The sequence below is a fragment of the Nocardioides sp. LML1-1-1.1 genome (genome assembly GCF_040676175.1).
Taxonomy (GTDB): Bacteria; Actinomycetota; Actinomycetes; order Propionibacteriales; family Nocardioidaceae; genus Nocardioides.
The window spans coordinates 577711-593170 of sequence record NZ_JBEGHK010000002.1; the positions used below are offsets into that span (position 1 = coordinate 577711).

General features: G+C 68.6%; 26 protein-coding genes. All 26 read right to left on the reverse strand.

Annotated elements, in window-relative coordinates; genetic code table 11:
- Positions 1-81: 81 nt before the first annotated feature.
- On the reverse strand, positions 82-1131 hold the full coding sequence (locus MRBLML1_RS09545) for a TerC family protein (RefSeq protein WP_364514797.1): 1050 nt from the start codon (positions 1129-1131) through the stop codon (positions 82-84).
- A 223-nt stretch (positions 1132-1354) separates the two neighbouring features.
- Positions 1355-2482, reverse strand: a complete 1128-nt coding sequence (locus tag MRBLML1_RS09550; protein WP_364514799.1) for an isochorismate synthase — start codon at positions 2480-2482, stop codon at positions 1355-1357.
- Positions 2483-2492: 10 nt separating this feature from the next.
- Positions 2493-3332, reverse strand: coding sequence for a type I methionyl aminopeptidase (gene map, locus MRBLML1_RS09555; protein ID WP_364514802.1), 840 nt, complete (start codon positions 3330-3332; stop codon positions 2493-2495).
- A 12-nt stretch (positions 3333-3344) separates the two neighbouring features.
- Positions 3345-3920, reverse strand: coding sequence for an adenylate kinase (locus tag MRBLML1_RS09560; protein ID WP_364514804.1), 576 nt, complete (start codon positions 3918-3920; stop codon positions 3345-3347).
- The gene (secY, locus tag MRBLML1_RS09565; RefSeq protein WP_364514807.1) at positions 3917-5227 is read right to left on the reverse strand and encodes a preprotein translocase subunit SecY; all 1311 of its coding nucleotides are present in this window, start codon (positions 5225-5227) and stop codon (positions 3917-3919) included. The genes MRBLML1_RS09560 and secY overlap by 4 nt, the downstream gene beginning before the upstream one ends.
- Positions 5228-5387: 160 nt before the next feature.
- The gene (rplO, locus tag MRBLML1_RS09570; RefSeq protein ID WP_364514810.1) at positions 5388-5828 is read right to left on the reverse strand and encodes a 50S ribosomal protein L15; all 441 of its coding nucleotides are present in this window, start codon (positions 5826-5828) and stop codon (positions 5388-5390) included.
- Positions 5829-5830: 2 nt separating this feature from the next.
- Entirely contained in the window at positions 5831-6019 is a 189-nt protein-coding gene (gene rpmD, locus MRBLML1_RS09575) for a 50S ribosomal protein L30 (RefSeq protein WP_056894483.1), read from the reverse strand.
- Entirely contained in the window at positions 6019-6663 is a 645-nt protein-coding gene (rpsE, locus tag MRBLML1_RS09580; protein WP_364514814.1) for a 30S ribosomal protein S5, read from the reverse strand. Before rpsE ends, rpmD begins: the two co-directional genes overlap by 1 nt.
- Before the next feature lie 25 nt (positions 6664-6688).
- Positions 6689-7072, reverse strand: a complete 384-nt coding sequence (rplR, locus tag MRBLML1_RS09585) for a 50S ribosomal protein L18 (protein ID WP_364514817.1) — start codon at positions 7070-7072, stop codon at positions 6689-6691.
- A gap of 2 nt (positions 7073-7074) precedes the next feature.
- Complete coding sequence (gene rplF / locus MRBLML1_RS09590) at positions 7075-7614, reverse strand: 50S ribosomal protein L6 (protein ID WP_364514820.1); 540 nt, start codon at positions 7612-7614, stop codon at positions 7075-7077.
- Between the two features lie 22 nt (positions 7615-7636).
- Positions 7637-8041, reverse strand: coding sequence for a 30S ribosomal protein S8 (rpsH, locus tag MRBLML1_RS09595; RefSeq protein ID WP_056894487.1), 405 nt, complete (start codon positions 8039-8041; stop codon positions 7637-7639).
- Positions 8042-8107: 66 nt separating this feature from the next.
- Positions 8108-8293 (reverse strand): type Z 30S ribosomal protein S14, encoded by a 186-nt coding sequence (locus MRBLML1_RS09600; protein ID WP_011757321.1) that lies wholly within the window; start codon positions 8291-8293, stop codon positions 8108-8110.
- A gap of 1 nt (position 8294) precedes the next feature.
- Positions 8295-8864, reverse strand: coding sequence for a 50S ribosomal protein L5 (gene rplE / locus MRBLML1_RS09605; RefSeq protein WP_364514825.1), 570 nt, complete (start codon positions 8862-8864; stop codon positions 8295-8297).
- Positions 8864-9259: a 50S ribosomal protein L24 gene (gene rplX, locus MRBLML1_RS09610; protein ID WP_364514828.1), complete on the reverse strand. Its 396-nt coding sequence runs from the start codon at positions 9257-9259 to the stop codon at positions 8864-8866. The genes rplE and rplX overlap by 1 nt, the downstream gene beginning before the upstream one ends.
- The gene (rplN, locus tag MRBLML1_RS09615) at positions 9259-9627 is read right to left on the reverse strand and encodes a 50S ribosomal protein L14 (protein ID WP_011757324.1); all 369 of its coding nucleotides are present in this window, start codon (positions 9625-9627) and stop codon (positions 9259-9261) included. Before rplN ends, rplX begins: the two co-directional genes overlap by 1 nt.
- 65 nt (positions 9628-9692) lie before the next feature.
- Positions 9693-9980, reverse strand: coding sequence for a 30S ribosomal protein S17 (gene rpsQ / locus MRBLML1_RS09620; protein WP_364514832.1), 288 nt, complete (start codon positions 9978-9980; stop codon positions 9693-9695).
- Positions 9980-10216, reverse strand: a complete 237-nt coding sequence (gene rpmC / locus MRBLML1_RS09625; RefSeq protein WP_364514835.1) for a 50S ribosomal protein L29 — start codon at positions 10214-10216, stop codon at positions 9980-9982. Before rpmC ends, rpsQ begins: the two co-directional genes overlap by 1 nt.
- Complete coding sequence (rplP, locus tag MRBLML1_RS09630; protein ID WP_038681126.1) at positions 10216-10635, reverse strand: 50S ribosomal protein L16; 420 nt, start codon at positions 10633-10635, stop codon at positions 10216-10218. The genes rpmC and rplP overlap by 1 nt, the downstream gene beginning before the upstream one ends.
- A gap of 3 nt (positions 10636-10638) precedes the next feature.
- Entirely contained in the window at positions 10639-11472 is an 834-nt protein-coding gene (rpsC, locus tag MRBLML1_RS09635; protein WP_364514840.1) for a 30S ribosomal protein S3, read from the reverse strand.
- Entirely contained in the window at positions 11472-11891 is a 420-nt protein-coding gene (rplV, locus tag MRBLML1_RS09640; RefSeq protein ID WP_364514843.1) for a 50S ribosomal protein L22, read from the reverse strand. The genes rpsC and rplV overlap by 1 nt, the downstream gene beginning before the upstream one ends.
- Complete coding sequence (gene rpsS / locus MRBLML1_RS09645; protein WP_056750322.1) at positions 11888-12169, reverse strand: 30S ribosomal protein S19; 282 nt, start codon at positions 12167-12169, stop codon at positions 11888-11890. The genes rplV and rpsS overlap by 4 nt, the downstream gene beginning before the upstream one ends.
- Before the next feature lie 12 nt (positions 12170-12181).
- Positions 12182-13018, reverse strand: coding sequence for a 50S ribosomal protein L2 (rplB, locus tag MRBLML1_RS09650; RefSeq protein ID WP_364514846.1), 837 nt, complete (start codon positions 13016-13018; stop codon positions 12182-12184).
- A gap of 25 nt (positions 13019-13043) precedes the next feature.
- Positions 13044-13349: a 50S ribosomal protein L23 gene (gene rplW / locus MRBLML1_RS09655; RefSeq protein WP_364514849.1), complete on the reverse strand. Its 306-nt coding sequence runs from the start codon at positions 13347-13349 to the stop codon at positions 13044-13046.
- A gap of 2 nt (positions 13350-13351) precedes the next feature.
- On the reverse strand, positions 13352-14212 hold the full coding sequence (rplD, locus tag MRBLML1_RS09660) for a 50S ribosomal protein L4 (protein ID WP_414691235.1): 861 nt from the start codon (positions 14210-14212) through the stop codon (positions 13352-13354).
- A 7-nt stretch (positions 14213-14219) separates the two neighbouring features.
- Positions 14220-14870 (reverse strand): 50S ribosomal protein L3, encoded by a 651-nt coding sequence (gene rplC, locus MRBLML1_RS09665; RefSeq protein ID WP_364514852.1) that lies wholly within the window; start codon positions 14868-14870, stop codon positions 14220-14222.
- An 11-nt stretch (positions 14871-14881) separates the two neighbouring features.
- Positions 14882-15190 (reverse strand): 30S ribosomal protein S10, encoded by a 309-nt coding sequence (gene rpsJ, locus MRBLML1_RS09670; protein ID WP_007078637.1) that lies wholly within the window; start codon positions 15188-15190, stop codon positions 14882-14884.
- Positions 15191-15460: the final 270 nt, after the last annotated feature.

Below are 15460 nucleotides of genomic sequence, written 5' to 3' on the forward strand. Positions count from 1 at the left end.
CGATCCTTCGGGGGTGCGGAGCAGGCTGACGGTCAGAGACCCTAACCGATCAGCCGCTCCGCAAACCCGCGGACAGCGGCGTCAGCGCCAGTCGGGACCCTGCGTGTCGTCGACGTCACCGGGCTCCCGGGCCGCCGTGGCGTGGTCCGGGACGTGGTCGTCGCCCTCGCGGCCGGACTTCCAGAGGCTGGCGACCGCGGTGATGACCAGGGTCAGGATGATGACGCCGAGGCTGAACAGCGACGGCATGTCCCAGACCTTGAGGTGCTCGCCGCCGTTGATGAACGGCAGCTCGTTCTCGTGCAGCGCGTGCAGGACCAGCTTGACGCCGATGAAGGCGAGGATGAAGGCCAGGCCGAGCGAGAGGTAGACGAGCTTCTGCAGCAGGCCACCGAGCAGGAAGTAGAGCTGGCGCAGGCCCATCAGCGCGAACACGTTGGCCGTGAAGACCAGGTACGGCTCCTGGGTGATGCCGAAGATCGCCGGGATCGAGTCGAGCGCGAACAGGATGTCGGTGACACCGAGGGCGATGATCACGATGACGATCGGCGACGCGAAGCGCACGCCGTTCTCGTGGTACCAGAGCTTGAGGCCGTGGTAGGTCTCGCCGACCCGCATGTGCTTGCGGGCGAAGGTGACGACGCCGTTCTCCTCGGGGTGCTCGTCGTCGTGGCTGCCGTAGGACTGCACCAGCTTGACGGCGGTGTAGACCAGGAAGGCGCCGAAGATGTAGAAGATCCAGCTGAAGTTCTGGATGAGCGCGTAGCCGAGGGCGATGAAGATGCCGCGGAAGACGAGCGCCAGCACGATGCCGACGAGCAGCGCCTCCTGCTGGTACTTGCGGGGCACCTTGAGCGCCGACATCAAGATGATGAAGACGAACAGGTTGTCGATCGAGAGGGAGTACTCGGTCAACCAGCCGGTGTAGAACTCGATGCCGTAGTCATGGCCGTGGTGGATCCAGATGAAGGCGCCGAACGCGACCGCGGCGCCGATGTAGAAGGCGAGCGCGATCGCGCACTCCTTCATCGTCGGCTCGTGCGGGTCGCGTGCGATCACGACGACGTCGAAGAGCAGCACGGCCAGCGTGGCGCCGATCGTGATGGTCCATTCGAGGGTGGTCACGTCCATGGACACGAACCTCTTCCAAGGTGGGTGCTGAGCGGTCGGATAACAGCCCGAGGTCTCTTCCGCCGCCCGTCCGGGCGACCTGCGGGACCGGACCGGACAGCGATGTCCGGTCGTGATGACGAGCCCGCGGCGAAGGAATACTCCCCCCTGGTGGGCGTCATCCTTGCACGCGCCGCCAGCGGCGGGCCAATCGACCCGCCCGGTACGACGCTGCCGGCCGGCCTCACGGCAGTCCGGTCACCCGGGCCATGGTCGCCAGCTTGGCCCCGGTCTCGCGCACCTCGGAGGCGGGGTCGGACCCGGCCACGATCCCGGCGCCGGCGAACAGCCGCAGCCGCGGACCGTCCATCACCGCGGCCCGGATCGTGATCGCGAACTCGCCGTCGCCCGCCGCGTCGACCCAACCCACGCAGCCGGCGAACCAGTCGCGCAGGTCGCCCTCGAGGTCGGCGATGACCGCGTTGGCGGCCGCCGTCGGCACGCCACCGACCGCGGGGGTCGGGTGCAGCAGCTGGGCCAGGCGCAGCGCGCTCGGGCCGTCGGCCCCGGCGGCGAGCCGGGCCGAGATCGGGGTGGCGAGGTGCCAGACCGTGTCGGTGGAGAGCAGCTCGGGGGTGGCGGGGTACTCGATCTCCTCGCACACCTCCTTGAGCGCGTGCACGATCGCCTCGACGACGAAGGCGTGCTCGGCCAGGTCCTTGCCGGACTGCTGCAGGCCGGCCGCGCGGCGGGCGTCCTCCGCCGGGTCCGCCGAGCGCGGCACGGAGCCGGCCAGCGGCGTGCAGGAGATCTCCAGGCCCTCGCGGCGCACCAGCAGCTCGGGGCTCGCACCGACCAGGATCGGGCCCTCCCCCGGCCCGGGGACGAGCGGGACGCTGAACACGTAGCGGCCCGGTCGCGTGGTCAGCAGCCGGTCGATGATCTCCGCGGGCACCAGGGGCGGCTCGCTCAGCACGTCCAGGCAGCGGCCGAGCACGACCTTGTGGAGCGAGCCGTCGGCGATCTTCGCGAGTGCGGCCTCCACCATGCCGGCGTACTCGTCGGGGGTGGGGAACTCGGTGACCCGGTAGGTCCGCTCCACGTCCGCGTCGTGCTCCGGGCGCTGGAGGGCGTGCTCCGAGCCGGTCACCCGGTGCGCCAGGCCCGGGGCGCCGGCGGCGAAGGAGAGCGCGCACAGGGCCCGCTCCCCCGGCTCCAGCGCCGCCACGACCTCGTCGGCCCACGCCGGGTCGGCACCGTCGGGGGTCTGCAGCGTGTCGATGACCTGGGCGGCGACGTAGGCCTGCTCGCCGGAGGCGAACAGCAGCGGCCGCGCGGCCAGTGCGGCCGGGGTGATCGGTTGCCGCGCCATGGCTCTCAGCCTAGTCCTCGGCCCCGCACGGTACGCCGAGCGCCGCCAGCCGCTCGCGGCCGCCGTCCTCGGCGGTGAGCACCCACACGCCGGCCTCGGTCAGCGCGAAGGTGTGCTCGAAGTGCGCCGCCCAGGTGCGGTCGGCCGTGAGCACGGTCCACTCGTCGTCGGCGAGCACCGTGTCCTCGGAGCCGAGGGTGATCATCGGCTCCACGGCCAGGGCCATCCCGCGGTGCAGCCGCGGGCCGCGGCCGGCCCGGCCGGCGTTGGGGACGTCGGGCTCCATGTGCATCGAGGTGCCGATGCCGTGGCCGGTGTAGCCGTCGACGATGCCGTAGGCGCCCGCACCACGGACGAAGGTCTCGACCGCGTGCGAGATGTCGCCGACCCGGCCGCCGACGCGCGCCGCCGCGAGGCCGCGCCACAGCGCGTCCTCGGTGACCTGCATCAGCGCGGCGACGTCGTCCGGCACGTCGCCGACCGCGACCGTGATCGCCGCGTCGCCGTGCCAGCCCTGGCCGCTCGCGTCCGGGACGATCGCGCCGCAGTCGATCGAGATGACGTCACCCTCGGCGAGCACCCGGGCGCCGGGGATGCCGTGGACGACCTCGTCGTTGACCGAGGCGCAGATGCTCGCCGGGAACGGCGGCTCGCCGTAGCCGAGGAAGGAGGGGACGCCGCCCTGCTCGCGGATGCTCTGCTCGGCCAGGGCGTCCAGGTCAGCCGTGCTGACGCCGGGGCGCACCGCGGCGCGGAGCCGCTCCAGCGTGCGGCCGACCACGAGGCCGGCCACCCGCATGGAGCGGACCTGGTCGGCGTCCTTGACCTCGATCCGGGAGCTGAACAGCACGCGCGCCGCGCGTCAGCTCTGCGCGACGGTGTCGAGCGCGTCGAAGATGCGCTGCTGGACGTCGGCGATCTCGCCCATCCCGTCGACCGCGACCACGAGCCCACGGCCGTCGTAGACGGAGATGAGGGGCTCGGTCTCCTCGGCGTACACCTCGAGGCGGCGCCGGATGACGTCCTCGGTGTCGTCGGGGCGGCCCTCGATCTCGGCCCGCTTGAGCAGACGGCCCAGCAGGGCCTCCTGGTCGACGGTGAGCACGAGCACGGCGTCGAGCTTGTGGCCGGTCTCCTCGATCATGGCGTCCAGCTCGGTGACCTGCGCGAGCGTGCGCGGGTAGCCGTCGAGCAGGAAGCCCTGGCCCGCGTCGGACTCGGCGATCCGGCTGCGCACCATGTTGTTGGTGACCTCGTCGGGGACGTACTCGCCGGCGTCCATGTAGCGCTTGGCCTCGATGCCGAGCGGGGTGCCCTGGCCGACGTTGGCCCGGAAGATGTCACCGGTGGAGATGGCCGGCACCCCGAAGTGGGCGGCGACCGCAGCCGCCTGGGTGCCCTTGCCGGCGCCCGGGGGGCCCATGATGAGAAGCCTCAACGCAGGAATCCTTCATAGTTGCGCTGCTGGAGCTGGCTCTCGATCTGCTTCACCGTGTCGAGTGCGACGCCGACCATGATCAGGATGGACGTACCGCCGAACGGGAAGTTCTGGTTGGCATCGATCAACACGAACGCGATCAGCGGAACGAGCGAGATCAGACCCAGGTAGAGAGCGCCCGGCAGCGTGATGCGGGACAGGACGTAGGACAGGTAGTCCTGGGTCGGCTTGCCCGCCCGGATCCCGGGGATGAAGCCGCCGTACTTCTTCATGTTGTCGGCCACCTCTTGAGGGTTGAAGGTGATCGACACGTAGAAGTAGGTGAAGAAGATGATCAGCAGGAAGTACGCCGCCATGTGGATCGGGTGGCTCTGGTCGACGAGGTACTCGTTGAGCCACCGGATGATCTGGTTGGGGTTCTCGGCGTTCTGGTTGAACTGGACCGCCATCGCCGGCAGGTAGAGCAGCGAGGAGGCGAAGATGACCGGGATGATGCCGGCCTGGTTGACCTTGAGCGGGATGTAGGTCGAGCTGCCGCCGAACATCTTGCGCCCGACCATCCGGCGGGCGTACTGCACCGGGATCCGGCGCTGGGCCTGCTCGATGAAGATGACCGCGGCGATCAGCGCCATGCCGATGACGATCACGACACCGAAGGTCCACCAGCCCTGGGTGATCTTGACCTGCCACAGCGAGATCGGGAAGGTCGCCACGACCTGGGTGAAGATGAGGATCGACATGCCGTTGCCGACGCCGCGCTCGGTGATCAGCTCACCGAGCCACATGATCACCGCGGTGCCCGCGGTCATGGTCACGACCATGACCAGGAAGGTCTTGGTGTCGTCGTGGTGCAGCAGCTGCTTGTCACAGCCCTGCAGCAGGTTGCCGGAGCGGGCCAGGGCCACGATGCCGGTCGCCTGGAGCACGGCGAGGCCGAGCGTGAGGTAGCGGGTGTACTGCGTGATCTTCGTCTGACCGGCCTGGCCCTCCTTCTTGAGGGCCTCCAGGCGCGGGATCACGACCACCAGCAGCTGCAGGATGATGCTCGCCGTGATGTAGGGCATGATGCCCAGCGCGAAGATGGTGAGCTGCAGCAGCGCACCGCCGGAGAAGAGGTTGACCAGGCTGTAGAGCCCGGCGTTCTCGCCTTCCTTGGCGATGTTGAGGCAGGTCTCGACGTTGGAGACGTGCACGCCAGGTGCGGGGATCTGGGAGCCGGCCCGGAAGATCACGATGATCCCCAGGACGAAGAGCAGCTTGCGCCGCAGGTCCGGGGTCCGGAAGGCGTTCACGAACGCGCTGAGCACTCGGTTCCTCTTCTCTCATCACTGGCCTTGTGGCCAGCGGGAAGCCTAACAGGGAGGTCACAGCCTCCCGACGGCGTACGCCGGGGAGCCTGCGGAGACGCGCAAGGGGCGCGGCGAGCCCTGGACGGGGTCCAGGTCCGACGCGCCCCCTGCAGCGCACTCACAGGACCGTGACGGTCCCGCCGGCGCTCTCGATCTTCTCCTTGGCCGAGGTGGAGAACGCCTGCGCGCTCACCGCCACCTTGACCGTCAGCTCACCCTGGCCGAGCACCTTGACGGGCTCGCCCTTGCGGACGGCGCCCTTGGCGACCAGCGACTCCGGGGTGACGTCGCCGCCCTCGGGGAACAGCGCGCTGATCCGGTCGAGGTTGACGACCTGGAAGGTCACCTTGAAGGGGTTCTTGAAGCCCTTGAGCTTCGGGAGCCGCATGTGCAGCGGCATCTGGCCACCCTCGAACGCGACCGGGACCTGGTAGCGGGCCTTGGTGCCCTTCGTACCACGACCGGCGGTCTTGCCCTTGGAGCCCTCACCACGACCCACACGGGTCTTGGCGGTCTTGGCGCCCGGGGCCGGGCGCAGGTGGTGCAGCTTGAGCGTCATCGTCACTCGCCTCCGACAACCTCGACCGTCACCAGGTGACGGACGGTGTGGACCATGCCCCGGATCTCGGGACGGTCCTCCTTGATAACGACATCGCCGATCCGCTTGAGGCCAAGGGTGCGCAGCGTCTCGCGCTGGTTGGCCTTCGTGCCGATCTTCGACTTGGTCTGCTGGACCTTGAGCTGAGCCATCAGGCGTTCACCGCCTCGGGCGACGCCGACTTGGCGGAGGCCGCAGCGGCCTCGCCCTCGGCCTTGGCCTTCAGCAGCGCCGCCGGGGCGACGTGCTCGACCGGCAGACCACGACGCGCGGCCACCGTCTCGGGCATCTCCAGCATGCGGAGGGCCTCGACGGTCGCGTGCACGATGTTGATCTGGTTCGACGAGCCCAGCGACTTGCTGAGGACGTCGTGGATGCCGGCGCACTCCAGGACGGCGCGCACCGGACCACCGGCGATGACACCGGTACCGGGAGCGGCCGGGCGCAGGAACACCACGCCGGCGGCCTTCTCGCCCTGGACCGGGTGCGGGATCGTGCCCTGGATGCGGGGGACGCGGAAGAAGTTCTTCTTCGCCTCCTCGACACCCTTGGCGATCGCCGCGGGAACTTCCTTGGCCTTGCCGTAGCCGACGCCGACCAGACCGTCACCGTCACCGACGATCACAAGGGCGGTGAAGCTGAAGCGACGACCACCCTTCACGACCTTGGCGACGCGGTTGATGGCAACGACGCGCTCGACGTACTGGCTCTTCTCGGCGCCGCCACGGCCGCCGTCGCGACCGCCACGGCCACCACGGTCGCCGCCCGAACGCTGTCCGCGCTGGGGTCCGCTCATGATTTCTCCTCAGTCCTGTTCGCGGTCAGAAGGTCAGGCCGCCCTCGCGGGCGCCATCTGCCAGGGCCGCGATGCGACCGTGATACTTGTTGCCGGACCGGTCGAAGACGACCGACTCCACGCCCTGCTCCTTGGCGCGGGCGGCGACCAGCTCGCCGACCTTCTTGGCCTTGGCGGTCTTGTCGCCGTCGAAGGCGCGCAGGTCGCCCTCGAGGGTCGAGGCCGACACCAGGGTCTTGCCGACCAGGTCGTCGACGACCTGGGCGGTGATGTGCTTCGTCGACCGGGTGACCACCAGGCGCGGACGCGCGGCGGTACCGGAGATCTTCTTGCGACCGCGGATCTGGCGGCGCAGCTTGGAGCTGGCGCGAGCCGAGAGGTTCCGCTGGTGCTTGAGGGTGATCGCCATGGTCACTTACCAGCCTTTCCGACCTTGCGGCGGACGTGCTCGCCGGAGTACCGCACACCCTTGCCCTTGTAGGGCTCGGGCTTGCGAAGCTTGCGGATGTTGGCGGCGACCTCGCCGACCAGCTGCTTGTCGATCCCGACGACGCCCAGCTTGGTGGGGCCCTCCACCGTGAAGGTGATGCCCTCGGGGGCGTCGAAGATGATCGGGTGGGAGTAACCGAGCTGGAACTCCAGCTGGGTCGGGCCCTTGGACAGGACGCGGTAACCCACGCCCACGATCTCGAGCTTCTTCTCGTAGCCCTCGGTCACACCCACGACCATGTTGTTGATCAGGGTGCGCGAAAGGCCGTGGTAGGCCTTCGAGAGGCGCTCGTCGTCGGGACGCTTGACGTCCAGGACGCCCTCGCCCTTCTCGACCGTGATCGGAGCGACCACGGTGTGGCTCAGGGTGCCCTTGGGGCCCTTCACCGTGACGACGGGGCCGTCCACCTGGACGTCGACGCCCGCGGGGACCGGGACGGGGAGCTTGCCGATGCGCGACATGTTCTTCTCTCTCCTTCCCTTGTCACCAGACGTAGGCGAGGACTTCCCCACCCACGCCCTTCTGGTTGGCCTGGCGGTCGGTCAGCAGACCCTGGCTGGTCGAGATGATCGCGACGCCGAGGCCGCCGAGCACCTTCGGGAGACCGGTGTGCTTGGCGTACACGCGGAGGCCCGGCTTGCTGATCCGGCGAACGCCGGCGATGGAACGCTCGCGGTTGCGGCCGTACTTGAGGGTGACGGTCAGCAGCTTGCCGACGCCGTTCTCGTTGTCCGCGACCCCGTAGGAGGTGATGTAGCCCTCCTGCTTGAGGATCTCGGCCACACCCTCCTTGAGCTTGCTGTACGGCATGGTCACCGCGTCGTGGTACGCCTGGTTGGCGTTGCGCAGACGCGTGAGCATGTCTGCGATCGGGTCAGTCATCGTCATGATGTGTGTTCTTTCTGCTGTGGTTTCCGCTCGCTCACCGGCGCGCGGACCTGCAACGGTTGGGTGTTACCAGCTCGACTTGGTCACGCCGGGCAGCTCGCCCCGGTGCGCCATCTCGCGCAGGCAGATGCGGCACAGGCCGAACTTGCGGTAGACGGCCTTCGGGCGGCCGCAGCGCTGGCAGCGGGTGTAGCCCCGCACCGCGAACTTCGGCTTGCGAGCAGCCTTGACCTTCAGCGCGGTCTTCGCCATGTCAGTTCTCCTTGAACGGGAAGCCGAGCTGCTTCAGCAGCGCGCGCCCCTGCTCGTCGTTGGTCGCCGTGGTGACGATGGTGATGTCCATGCCCCGCTGGCGGTCGACCTTGTCCTGGTCGATCTCGTGGAACATGACCTGCTCGGTCAGGCCGAAGGTGTAGTTGCCGCGGCCGTCGAACTGCTTCGGCGACAGGCCGCGGAAGTCGCGGATGCGCGGCAGGGCGAGGGACAGCAGGCGGTCCAGGAACTCCCACATCCGGTCGCCGCGCAGCGTGACGTGCGTGCCGATCGGCATGCCCTCGCGCAGCTTGAACTGCGCGATGGACTTGCGGGCCTTGGTGACGGCCGGCTTCTGGCCGGTGATCGCGGTGAGGTCGCGGATCGCGCCCTCGATCAGCTTGGAGTCGCGAGCGGCCTCGCCGACGCCCATGTTGACCACGATCTTCACGAGGCCGGGGACCTGCATGACGTTGGCGATCTCGAACTCGGACTTCAGCGCCGGGAGGATGTCCTCGCGGTACTTGGTCTTGAGCCGGGGCGTGACCTTCTCGATGGTGCTCTCGGTCATCAGATTTCCTTCCCGGTCTTGCGGGAGATGCGGACGCTGCGCGTCGAGGAGTACTCGGAGCCGTCACGACGGCGCTTGGTGACCTCGACCCGCTTGTGGCCGACGCGGGTGACGCCGTCACCCTCGACCAGCATCACGTTGGACACGTGGATCGGCGCCTCGGTGGTGATGATGCCGCCGGTGTTGCCGGCGCGCCCACCCTGGTCCACGACCTTGGTGTGCTTCTTGATCCGGTTGACGCCCTCGACGATCACCCGGTGCTCCTCGCGGAGGACCTTGATGATCTTGCCCTCGGCACCCTTGTCCTTGCCGGCGATGACCTTGACGGTGTCGCCCTTCTTGACGTGCAGGTTGGGCTTCTGGCGGTCCTGCTCGGACTTCTTGCGGGCAGCCATCACAGCACCTCCGGGGCGAGCGAGATGATCTTCATGAACTTCTTCTCGCGCAGCTCGCGGCCCACGGGGCCGAAGATGCGCGTGCCACGAGGCTCGCCGTCGTTCTTGAGGATCACGGCGGCGTTCTCGTCGAAGCGGATGTAGGAACCGTCGGGACGACGGCGCTCCTTGACGGTGCGCACGACGACCGCCTTGACGACGTCACCCTTCTTCACGTTGCCGCCGGGGATGGCGTCCTTGACGGTGGCGACGATGACGTCGCCGATCCCCGCGTAGCGGCGACCGGAGCCGCCGAGCACGCGGATGCAAAGGATCTCCTTGGCACCGGTGTTGTCGGCGACCTTGAGTCGCGACTCCTGCTGAATCATCGATTTCTCCTGGTTGTCGTGCCGGTTCTCATCGCCTCACGGGCGGTGAGCCTGGCCGAACGGATTTACTTCGCGCGCTCGAGGATCTCCACCACGCGCCAGCGCTTGGTGGCCGACAGCGGGCGGGTCTCCATGATGAGGACACGGTCGCCGACGCCGCAGTCGTTCTGCTCGTCGTGGGCCTTGAGCCGCGTGTTGCGGCGCAGGACCTTGCCGTAGAGCGCGTGCTTGACGCGGTCCTCGACGGACACGACCACGGTCTTGTCCATCTTGTCGCTGACCACGAGACCCTCGCGGGTCTTGCGCGCGTTGCGCTGGACGTCGGTGCCCGAGCTGTTGGACTCAGTGCTCATCAGTTCTCCTCCTCGGCACCCGGAGCCGTGCGAATGCCGAGCTCGCGCTCGCGCACCACGGTGTAGATCCGGGCGATGTCCTTCTTGACCGTGCGGAGCCGACCGTGGCTCTCCAGCTGGCCGGTGGCCGCCTGGAAGCGCAGGTTGAACAGCTCCTCCTTGGCCTCGCGCAGCTTGGCCTCGAGGTCGACGTCGTTGAGCTCGTCCAGCTCGTGGGCGTGGATGACGTTCGCCATCAGAACTCACCCGCCTCTCGCGTGATGAAACGGCACTTCATGGGGAGCTTGTGGATCGCACGGCGCATGGCCTCGCGGGCCACGTCCTCCGGCACACCCGACAGCTCGAACATGACGCGGCCGGGCTTGACGTTGGCGACCCACCACTCCGGGGAGCCCTTACCGGAACCCATGCGGGTCTCGGCGGGCTTCTTGGTCAGCGGGCGGTCCGGGTAGATGTTGATCCAGACCTTTCCGCCACGCTTGATGTGACGGGTCATCGCGATACGAGCGGACTCGATCTGACGGTTGGTCACGTAGTGACCCTCGACCGCCTGGATCCCGAAGTCACCGAACGCGAGCGACGTACCGCCCTTGGCAGCACCCCGACGCTTCGGGTGGTGCTGCTTGCGGTGCTTGACGCGACGCGGCATCAACATGGGTCAGGACTCCGATCCGGTGGTCGGCTCCGCCGCGACGGCCTCGGGGTTGCTCTCCACGGCGGGAGCAGCAGCCTCGGCGTTGCGGTCCGAGCGGTTCGGGCGGTCGCCGCGCGACCCACGGGTCGGACGGTCGCCACCACGGCTGGGGCGGCCACCGCGGCCGGGGACACCGGCGCGGGCAGCGGCCTGGGCCTGGCGCTCGGCACGGGAGCCGGCGACCTCGCCCTTGTAGATCCAGACCTTCACGCCGATGCGGCCGAAGGTCGTGCGGGCCTCGTAGAAGCCGTAGTCGATGTCGGCACGCAGCGTGTGCAGCGGGACGCGGCCCTCGCGGTAGAACTCGGTGCGCGACATCTCGGCGCCGTTGAGGCGGCCCGAGCACTGGATCCGGATGCCCTTGGCACCGGAACGCATCGAGGTCTGCATGGCCTTGCGCATCGCGCGGCGGAACTGGACACGGCCGGACAGCTGCTCGGCCACACCCTGCGCGACGAGCTGAGCGTCGATCTCGGGGTTCTTGACCTCGAGGATGTTCAGCTGGACCTGCTTGCCGGTGAGCTTCTCGAGCTCGCCACGGATCCGGTCGGCCTCGGCGCCACGGCGACCGATGACGATGCCCGGACGCGCGGTGTGGATGTCGACGCGGACCCGGTCCCGGGTGCGCTCGATCTCCACCTTGGCGATGCCGGCGCGCTCCATGCCCTTGCTGAGCAGCTTGCGGATCGCGACGTCCTCACCGACGTAGGACTTGTACAGCTTGTCGGCGTACCAACGCGACTTGTGGTCGGTCGAGATGCCGAGGCGGAAGCCGTTCGGGTTGATCTTCTGACCCATTACTTCTTGCCCTTCTTCGCGACGACGTCGGCCGGCTGGACCGCGATGGTGATGTGGCTGGTGCGCTTGTTGATCCGGGTGGCCCGGCCCTGCGCACGCGGACGCCAGCGCTTCATCGTCGGGCCCTCGTCGACCCGCGCGACCGACACGACGAGGTCACCGGTGGGCAGGCCCTCGGTGCTCTCGGCGTTCGCGACGGCGCTGGCGAGCACCTTCGCGACGGTCTCGGAGGCCGACTGCGGCGCGAACTGCAGCAGCGTCAGCGCCTCGTCCGCGGGCAGGCCACGGACCAAGTCGACGACGCGGCGCGCCTTCATCGGGGTGATCCGCACGAAGCGGGCGCTGGCGAAGGCGCCGGGCTGGTCGCCCAGGAGCGACTCGCGGCGCGCGCTGGTGCGGTGACGCTCAGTGGTGCTCATCGACGGCGTCCCTTCCGGTCTTCCTTGACGTGGCCGCGGTAGGTGCGCGTGGGGGCGAACTCACCGAGCTTGTGGCCGACCATGGAGTCGGAGATGAAGACCGGGACGTGCTTGCGCCCGTCGTGGACGGCGATGGTGTGACCGATCATCGAGGGGATGATCATCGACCGGCGCGACCAGGTCTTGATGACGTTGTGGGTGCCCTTGTCGTTCTCGGCGTCCACCTTCTTGAGAAGGTGGCCGTCGATGAAGGGGCCCTTCTTCAGGCTGCGAGGCATCTCTCAGTTCCTTCAGCGCTTGTTCTTGCCGGACTTGCGGCGACGGATGATCTGGGAGTCGCTGGCCTTGCGCTTGCGCGTACGGCCCTCGGGCTTGCCCCACGGCGAGACCGGGTGGCGTCCACCGGAGGTCTTGCCCTCTCCACCACCGTGCGGGTGGTCGACCGGGTTCATGACGACACCACGGACGGTCGGGCGCTTGCCCTTCCAGCGCATGCGGCCGGCCTTGCCCCAGTTGATGTTGGACTGCTCGGCGTTGCCCACCTCGCCGACGGTGGCGCGGCAGCGCACGTCGACGTAGCGCATCTCGCCGGAGGGCAGGCGCAGCGTGGCGCGGCTTCCCTCACGGGCGACCAGCTGGGCGCTGTTGCCGGCCGAGCGGGCCAGCTTGGCGCCACCGCCGGGGCGGAGCTCGACGCAGTGGATCGTCGTACCGACGGGGATGTTGCGCAGCGGCAGGTTGTTGCCCGGCTTGATGTCGGCGCCGACGCCCGACTCCACCCGCGTGCCCTGCTTCAGGTCCTTCGGCGCCACGATGTAGCGCTTCTCGCCGTCGGCGTAGTGCAGCAGCGCGATGCGCGCGGTGCGGTTGGGGTCGTACTCGATGTGCGCGACCTTGGCCGGCACGCCGTCCTTGTCGTAGCGACGGAAGTCGATGATCCGGTAAGCCCGCTTGTGACCGCCACCCTGGTGCCGGGTGGTGATCCGGCCCTGGTTGTTGCGGCCGCCCTTCTTCGGGAGCGGACGGGTCAGCGACTTCTCCGGCGTGGTGCGGGTGATCTCGGCGAAGTCGGCCACCGAGGAGCCACGACGGCCCGGGGTGGTCGGCTTGTACTTGCGGATAGCCATAGTCAGATTCCTCTACCTAGCCCGGTCAGGAGACCGGACCTCCGAAGATGTCGATGCGGTGACCCTCGGCCAGGCTGACGATCGCGCGCTTGGTGTCCTTGCGCTTGCCGAGCCCGTTGCGGGTGCGGCGGACCTTGCCGGGCCGGTTGAGGGTGTTGACCGAGGTGACCTTCACGCCGAAGACCTTCTCGACCGCGATCTTGATCTCGGTCTTGTTGGCGTCGGGGCGCACCAGGAACGTGTACTTGTTGTTGTCGAGAAGGCTGTAGCTCTTCTCCGACACGACCGGCGCGATCAGGATGTCGCGGTGGTCCTTGTGCAGGGTGCTCATGCTCAGGCCTCCTTCGAGCCGGCACGCTTGAAGCCAGCGGCCTCGGCGTCCTCGGCGGACTTGAAGTAGAACTCGGCGACCGTGGCGTCGTACCACTGGCCGTCGGGCTCGTGGTAGAGGCCGGAGTCGGCGTTGCCCTTGACCTCGTAGCCCTTCGGCGCGCCACCGCTCTTCAGCGGTGCCTTCGCGCCCTGGGGCAGCTCGGCGGCCGCCGGCACGTCGGCGAGGGCAGCCGGGGCCGGGGCCTCGGTGGCCTCGGTGGCCTCGGTGGCGCCGCCCGCGACGAGCGCGTCGAACGCGGCCTTGCTGAACACCACGTCGTCGCTCGCGAGCACGTCGTAGGTGTTGAGCTGGTCGACGGCCACGATGTGCACCTCGGGCGCGTTGCGCAGCGAGAGCCAGGTGAGGCTGTCGGCGCGCTCGAGCACGACGAGGAACTTGCGGCGGGTGGTCAGCTCGAAGAGCGAGGCCAGCGCGGCCTTGGTCGACGGCTTGTCACCGGAGACCAGGCCCTCGACGACGTGGACCCGCTCGTTGCGCGCCCGGTCGGTGAGGGCACCGCGCAGGGCGGCGGCCTTCATCTTCTTGGGGGTGCGCTGCGAGTAGTCACGCGGCTGCGGGCCGTGGACGATGCCACCGCCGGCGAACTGCGGCGCGCGGGTCGAGCCCTGGCGGGCGCGACCGGTGCCCTTCTGCTTGTAGGGCTTCTTGCCGCCACCGCGGACCTCGCCGCGACGCTTGGTCGCGTGCGTGCCCTGGCGAGCGGCCGCCTGCTGCGCGACGACGACCTGGTGGATCAGCGGGATGCTGACCTCCACGTCGAAGATCGCGGCGGGGAACTCAACGGAAACAGTCTTGGCCATGGCGGAATCAGCCCTTCTTCGCAGCCGTGCGCAGGACGACGAGGCCGCCCTTGGGGCCGGGAACGGCGCCCTTGATCAGGACCAGGCCCTTCTCGACGTCGACGGCGTGGACGGTGACGTTCTGCGTGGTGACGGTGTCGGAACCCATCCGGCCGGCCATCCGCAGACCCTTGAAGACGCGGCCCGGGGTGGCGCAGGCGCCGATCGAGCCGGGCTTGCGGTGGTTGCGGTGGGCACCGTGCGAGGCGCTCACACCGGCGAAGCCGTGACGCTTCATGACACCGGCGAAGCCCTTGCCCTTGCTGGTGCCGGTCACGTCGATGGCCTGACCGGCCTCGAACGTGTCGACGGCCAGCTCCTGGCCCACGGTGTACTCGGAGGCGTCCGCGGTGCGGATCTCGACCACGTGGCGGCGCGGCGTCGTGCCGGCCTTGGCGAAGTGGCCCGCCTGCGGCTTGTTGACCTTGCGGCCCTCGATCTCGCCGAAGCCGATCTGGATGGCGTTGTAGCCGTCCGGCTCGGGCTGGCGGACCTGGGTGACGACATTGGTGCCAGCGGCGACCACGGTCACCGGGACGACGCGGTTGTTCTCGTCCCACAGCTGGGTCATGCCGAGCTTGGTGCCCAGCAGGCCCTTCACGTTGCGCTCAATAGTCATGTCGGCAAACCTCAGAGCTTGATCTCGATGTCGACACCGGCCGGCAGGTCGAGGCGCATGAGGCTGTCGACGGTCTTCGGCGTGGGGTCGATGATGTCGATGAGTCGCTTGTGGGTGCGCATCTCGAAGTGCTCGCGCGAGTCCTTGTACTTGTGCGGCGAGCGGATGACACAGAAGACGTTCTTCTCGGTCGGCAGCGGCACCGGGCCGGCGACCTTCGCACCCGTGCGGGTGACCGTGTCCACGATCTTGCGCGCCGAGGTGTCGATCACCTCGTGGTCATAGGCCTTGAGCCTGATGCGGATCTTCTGTCCCGCCATAGGTCTCTCTCGTCCTTACTCGTCGTACGACCGTGCCGTGTTGGCTCGTTCTCTGGGCCAGCTCCCCGACCCCCGAGGTCGGGCGTGTCGCACCTGGTTCCAGGCACACACGTCTCCCACAGGGGAAGTGGAGCTGTTGTTCTCGGCTGCATCGGGTCTCGGCGCGGTGCGACCAACGTCGACCACCGGCACGCTCACCGCGGCTGGCGGGCGCCCCGGAGATCCGGTGTGCCTGCTCCGCGTGGGAGACACGATTCAGTAGTCAAGGTG

What these genes read in the sequence shown, in the direction of transcription:
- rplV (WP_364514843.1), bottom strand. Translation starts at nt 11,891, where the DNA reads ATGAGCACCACTGAGCGTCACCGCACCAGCGCGCGCCGCGAGTCGCTC.
- rplX (WP_364514828.1), bottom strand. Translation starts at nt 9,259, where the DNA reads ATGGCTGCCCGCAAGAAGTCCGAGCAGGACCGCCAGAAGCCCAACCTG.
- rpmC (WP_364514835.1), bottom strand. Translation starts at nt 10,216, where the DNA reads ATGGCGAACGTCATCCACGCCCACGAGCTGGACGAGCTCAACGACGTC.
- rpsQ (WP_364514832.1), bottom strand. Translation starts at nt 9,980, where the DNA reads ATGAGCACTGAGTCCAACAGCTCGGGCACCGACGTCCAGCGCAACGCG.
- rplW (WP_364514849.1), bottom strand. Translation starts at nt 13,349, where the DNA reads ATGAGCACCCTGCACAAGGACCACCGCGACATCCTGATCGCGCCGGTC.
- rpsE (WP_364514814.1), bottom strand. Translation starts at nt 6,663, where the DNA reads ATGAGCGGACCCCAGCGCGGACAGCGTTCGGGCGGCGACCGTGGTGGC.
- rpsS (WP_056750322.1), bottom strand. Translation starts at nt 12,169, where the DNA reads ATGCCTCGCAGCCTGAAGAAGGGCCCCTTCATCGACGGCCACCTTCTC.
- rplB (WP_364514846.1), bottom strand. Translation starts at nt 13,018, where the DNA reads ATGGCTATCCGCAAGTACAAGCCGACCACCCCGGGCCGTCGTGGCTCC.
- rplD (WP_414691235.1), bottom strand. Translation starts at nt 14,212, where the DNA reads ATGGCCAAGACTGTTTCCGTTGAGTTCCCCGCCGCGATCTTCGACGTG.
- rpsH (WP_056894487.1), bottom strand. Translation starts at nt 8,041, where the DNA reads ATGACGATGACTGACCCGATCGCAGACATGCTCACGCGTCTGCGCAAC.
- rplP (WP_038681126.1), bottom strand. Translation starts at nt 10,635, where the DNA reads ATGTTGATGCCGCGTCGCGTCAAGCACCGCAAGCAGCACCACCCGAAG.
- rplC (WP_364514852.1), bottom strand. Translation starts at nt 14,870, where the DNA reads ATGACTATTGAGCGCAACGTGAAGGGCCTGCTGGGCACCAAGCTCGGC.
- rplR (WP_364514817.1), bottom strand. Translation starts at nt 7,072, where the DNA reads ATGGCGATCACCCTCAAGCACCAGCGGAACCTCTCGGCTCGCGCCAGC.
- rpsJ (WP_007078637.1), bottom strand. Translation starts at nt 15,190, where the DNA reads ATGGCGGGACAGAAGATCCGCATCAGGCTCAAGGCCTATGACCACGAG.
- rplN (WP_011757324.1), bottom strand. Translation starts at nt 9,627, where the DNA reads ATGATTCAGCAGGAGTCGCGACTCAAGGTCGCCGACAACACCGGTGCC.
- rpsC (WP_364514840.1), bottom strand. Translation starts at nt 11,472, where the DNA reads ATGGGTCAGAAGATCAACCCGAACGGCTTCCGCCTCGGCATCTCGACC.
- MRBLML1_RS09550 (WP_364514799.1), bottom strand. Translation starts at nt 2,482, where the DNA reads ATGGCGCGGCAACCGATCACCCCGGCCGCACTGGCCGCGCGGCCGCTG.
- MRBLML1_RS09545 (WP_364514797.1), bottom strand. Translation starts at nt 1,131, where the DNA reads ATGGACGTGACCACCCTCGAATGGACCATCACGATCGGCGCCACGCTG.
- rplE (WP_364514825.1), bottom strand. Translation starts at nt 8,864, where the DNA reads ATGACCGAGAGCACCATCGAGAAGGTCACGCCCCGGCTCAAGACCAAG.
- MRBLML1_RS09600 (WP_011757321.1), bottom strand. Translation starts at nt 8,293, where the DNA reads ATGGCGAAGACCGCGCTGAAGGTCAAGGCTGCTCGCAAGCCGAAGTTC.
- rplO (WP_364514810.1), bottom strand. Translation starts at nt 5,828, where the DNA reads ATGACGCTCAAGCTGCACCACCTGCGCCCGGCCCCGGGCGCCAAGACC.
- rpmD (WP_056894483.1), bottom strand. Translation starts at nt 6,019, where the DNA reads ATGGCTCAGCTCAAGGTCCAGCAGACCAAGTCGAAGATCGGCACGAAG.
- rplF (WP_364514820.1), bottom strand. Translation starts at nt 7,614, where the DNA reads ATGTCGCGCATCGGCAAGCTCCCCGTCCCGGTCCCCGCGGGCGTCGAC.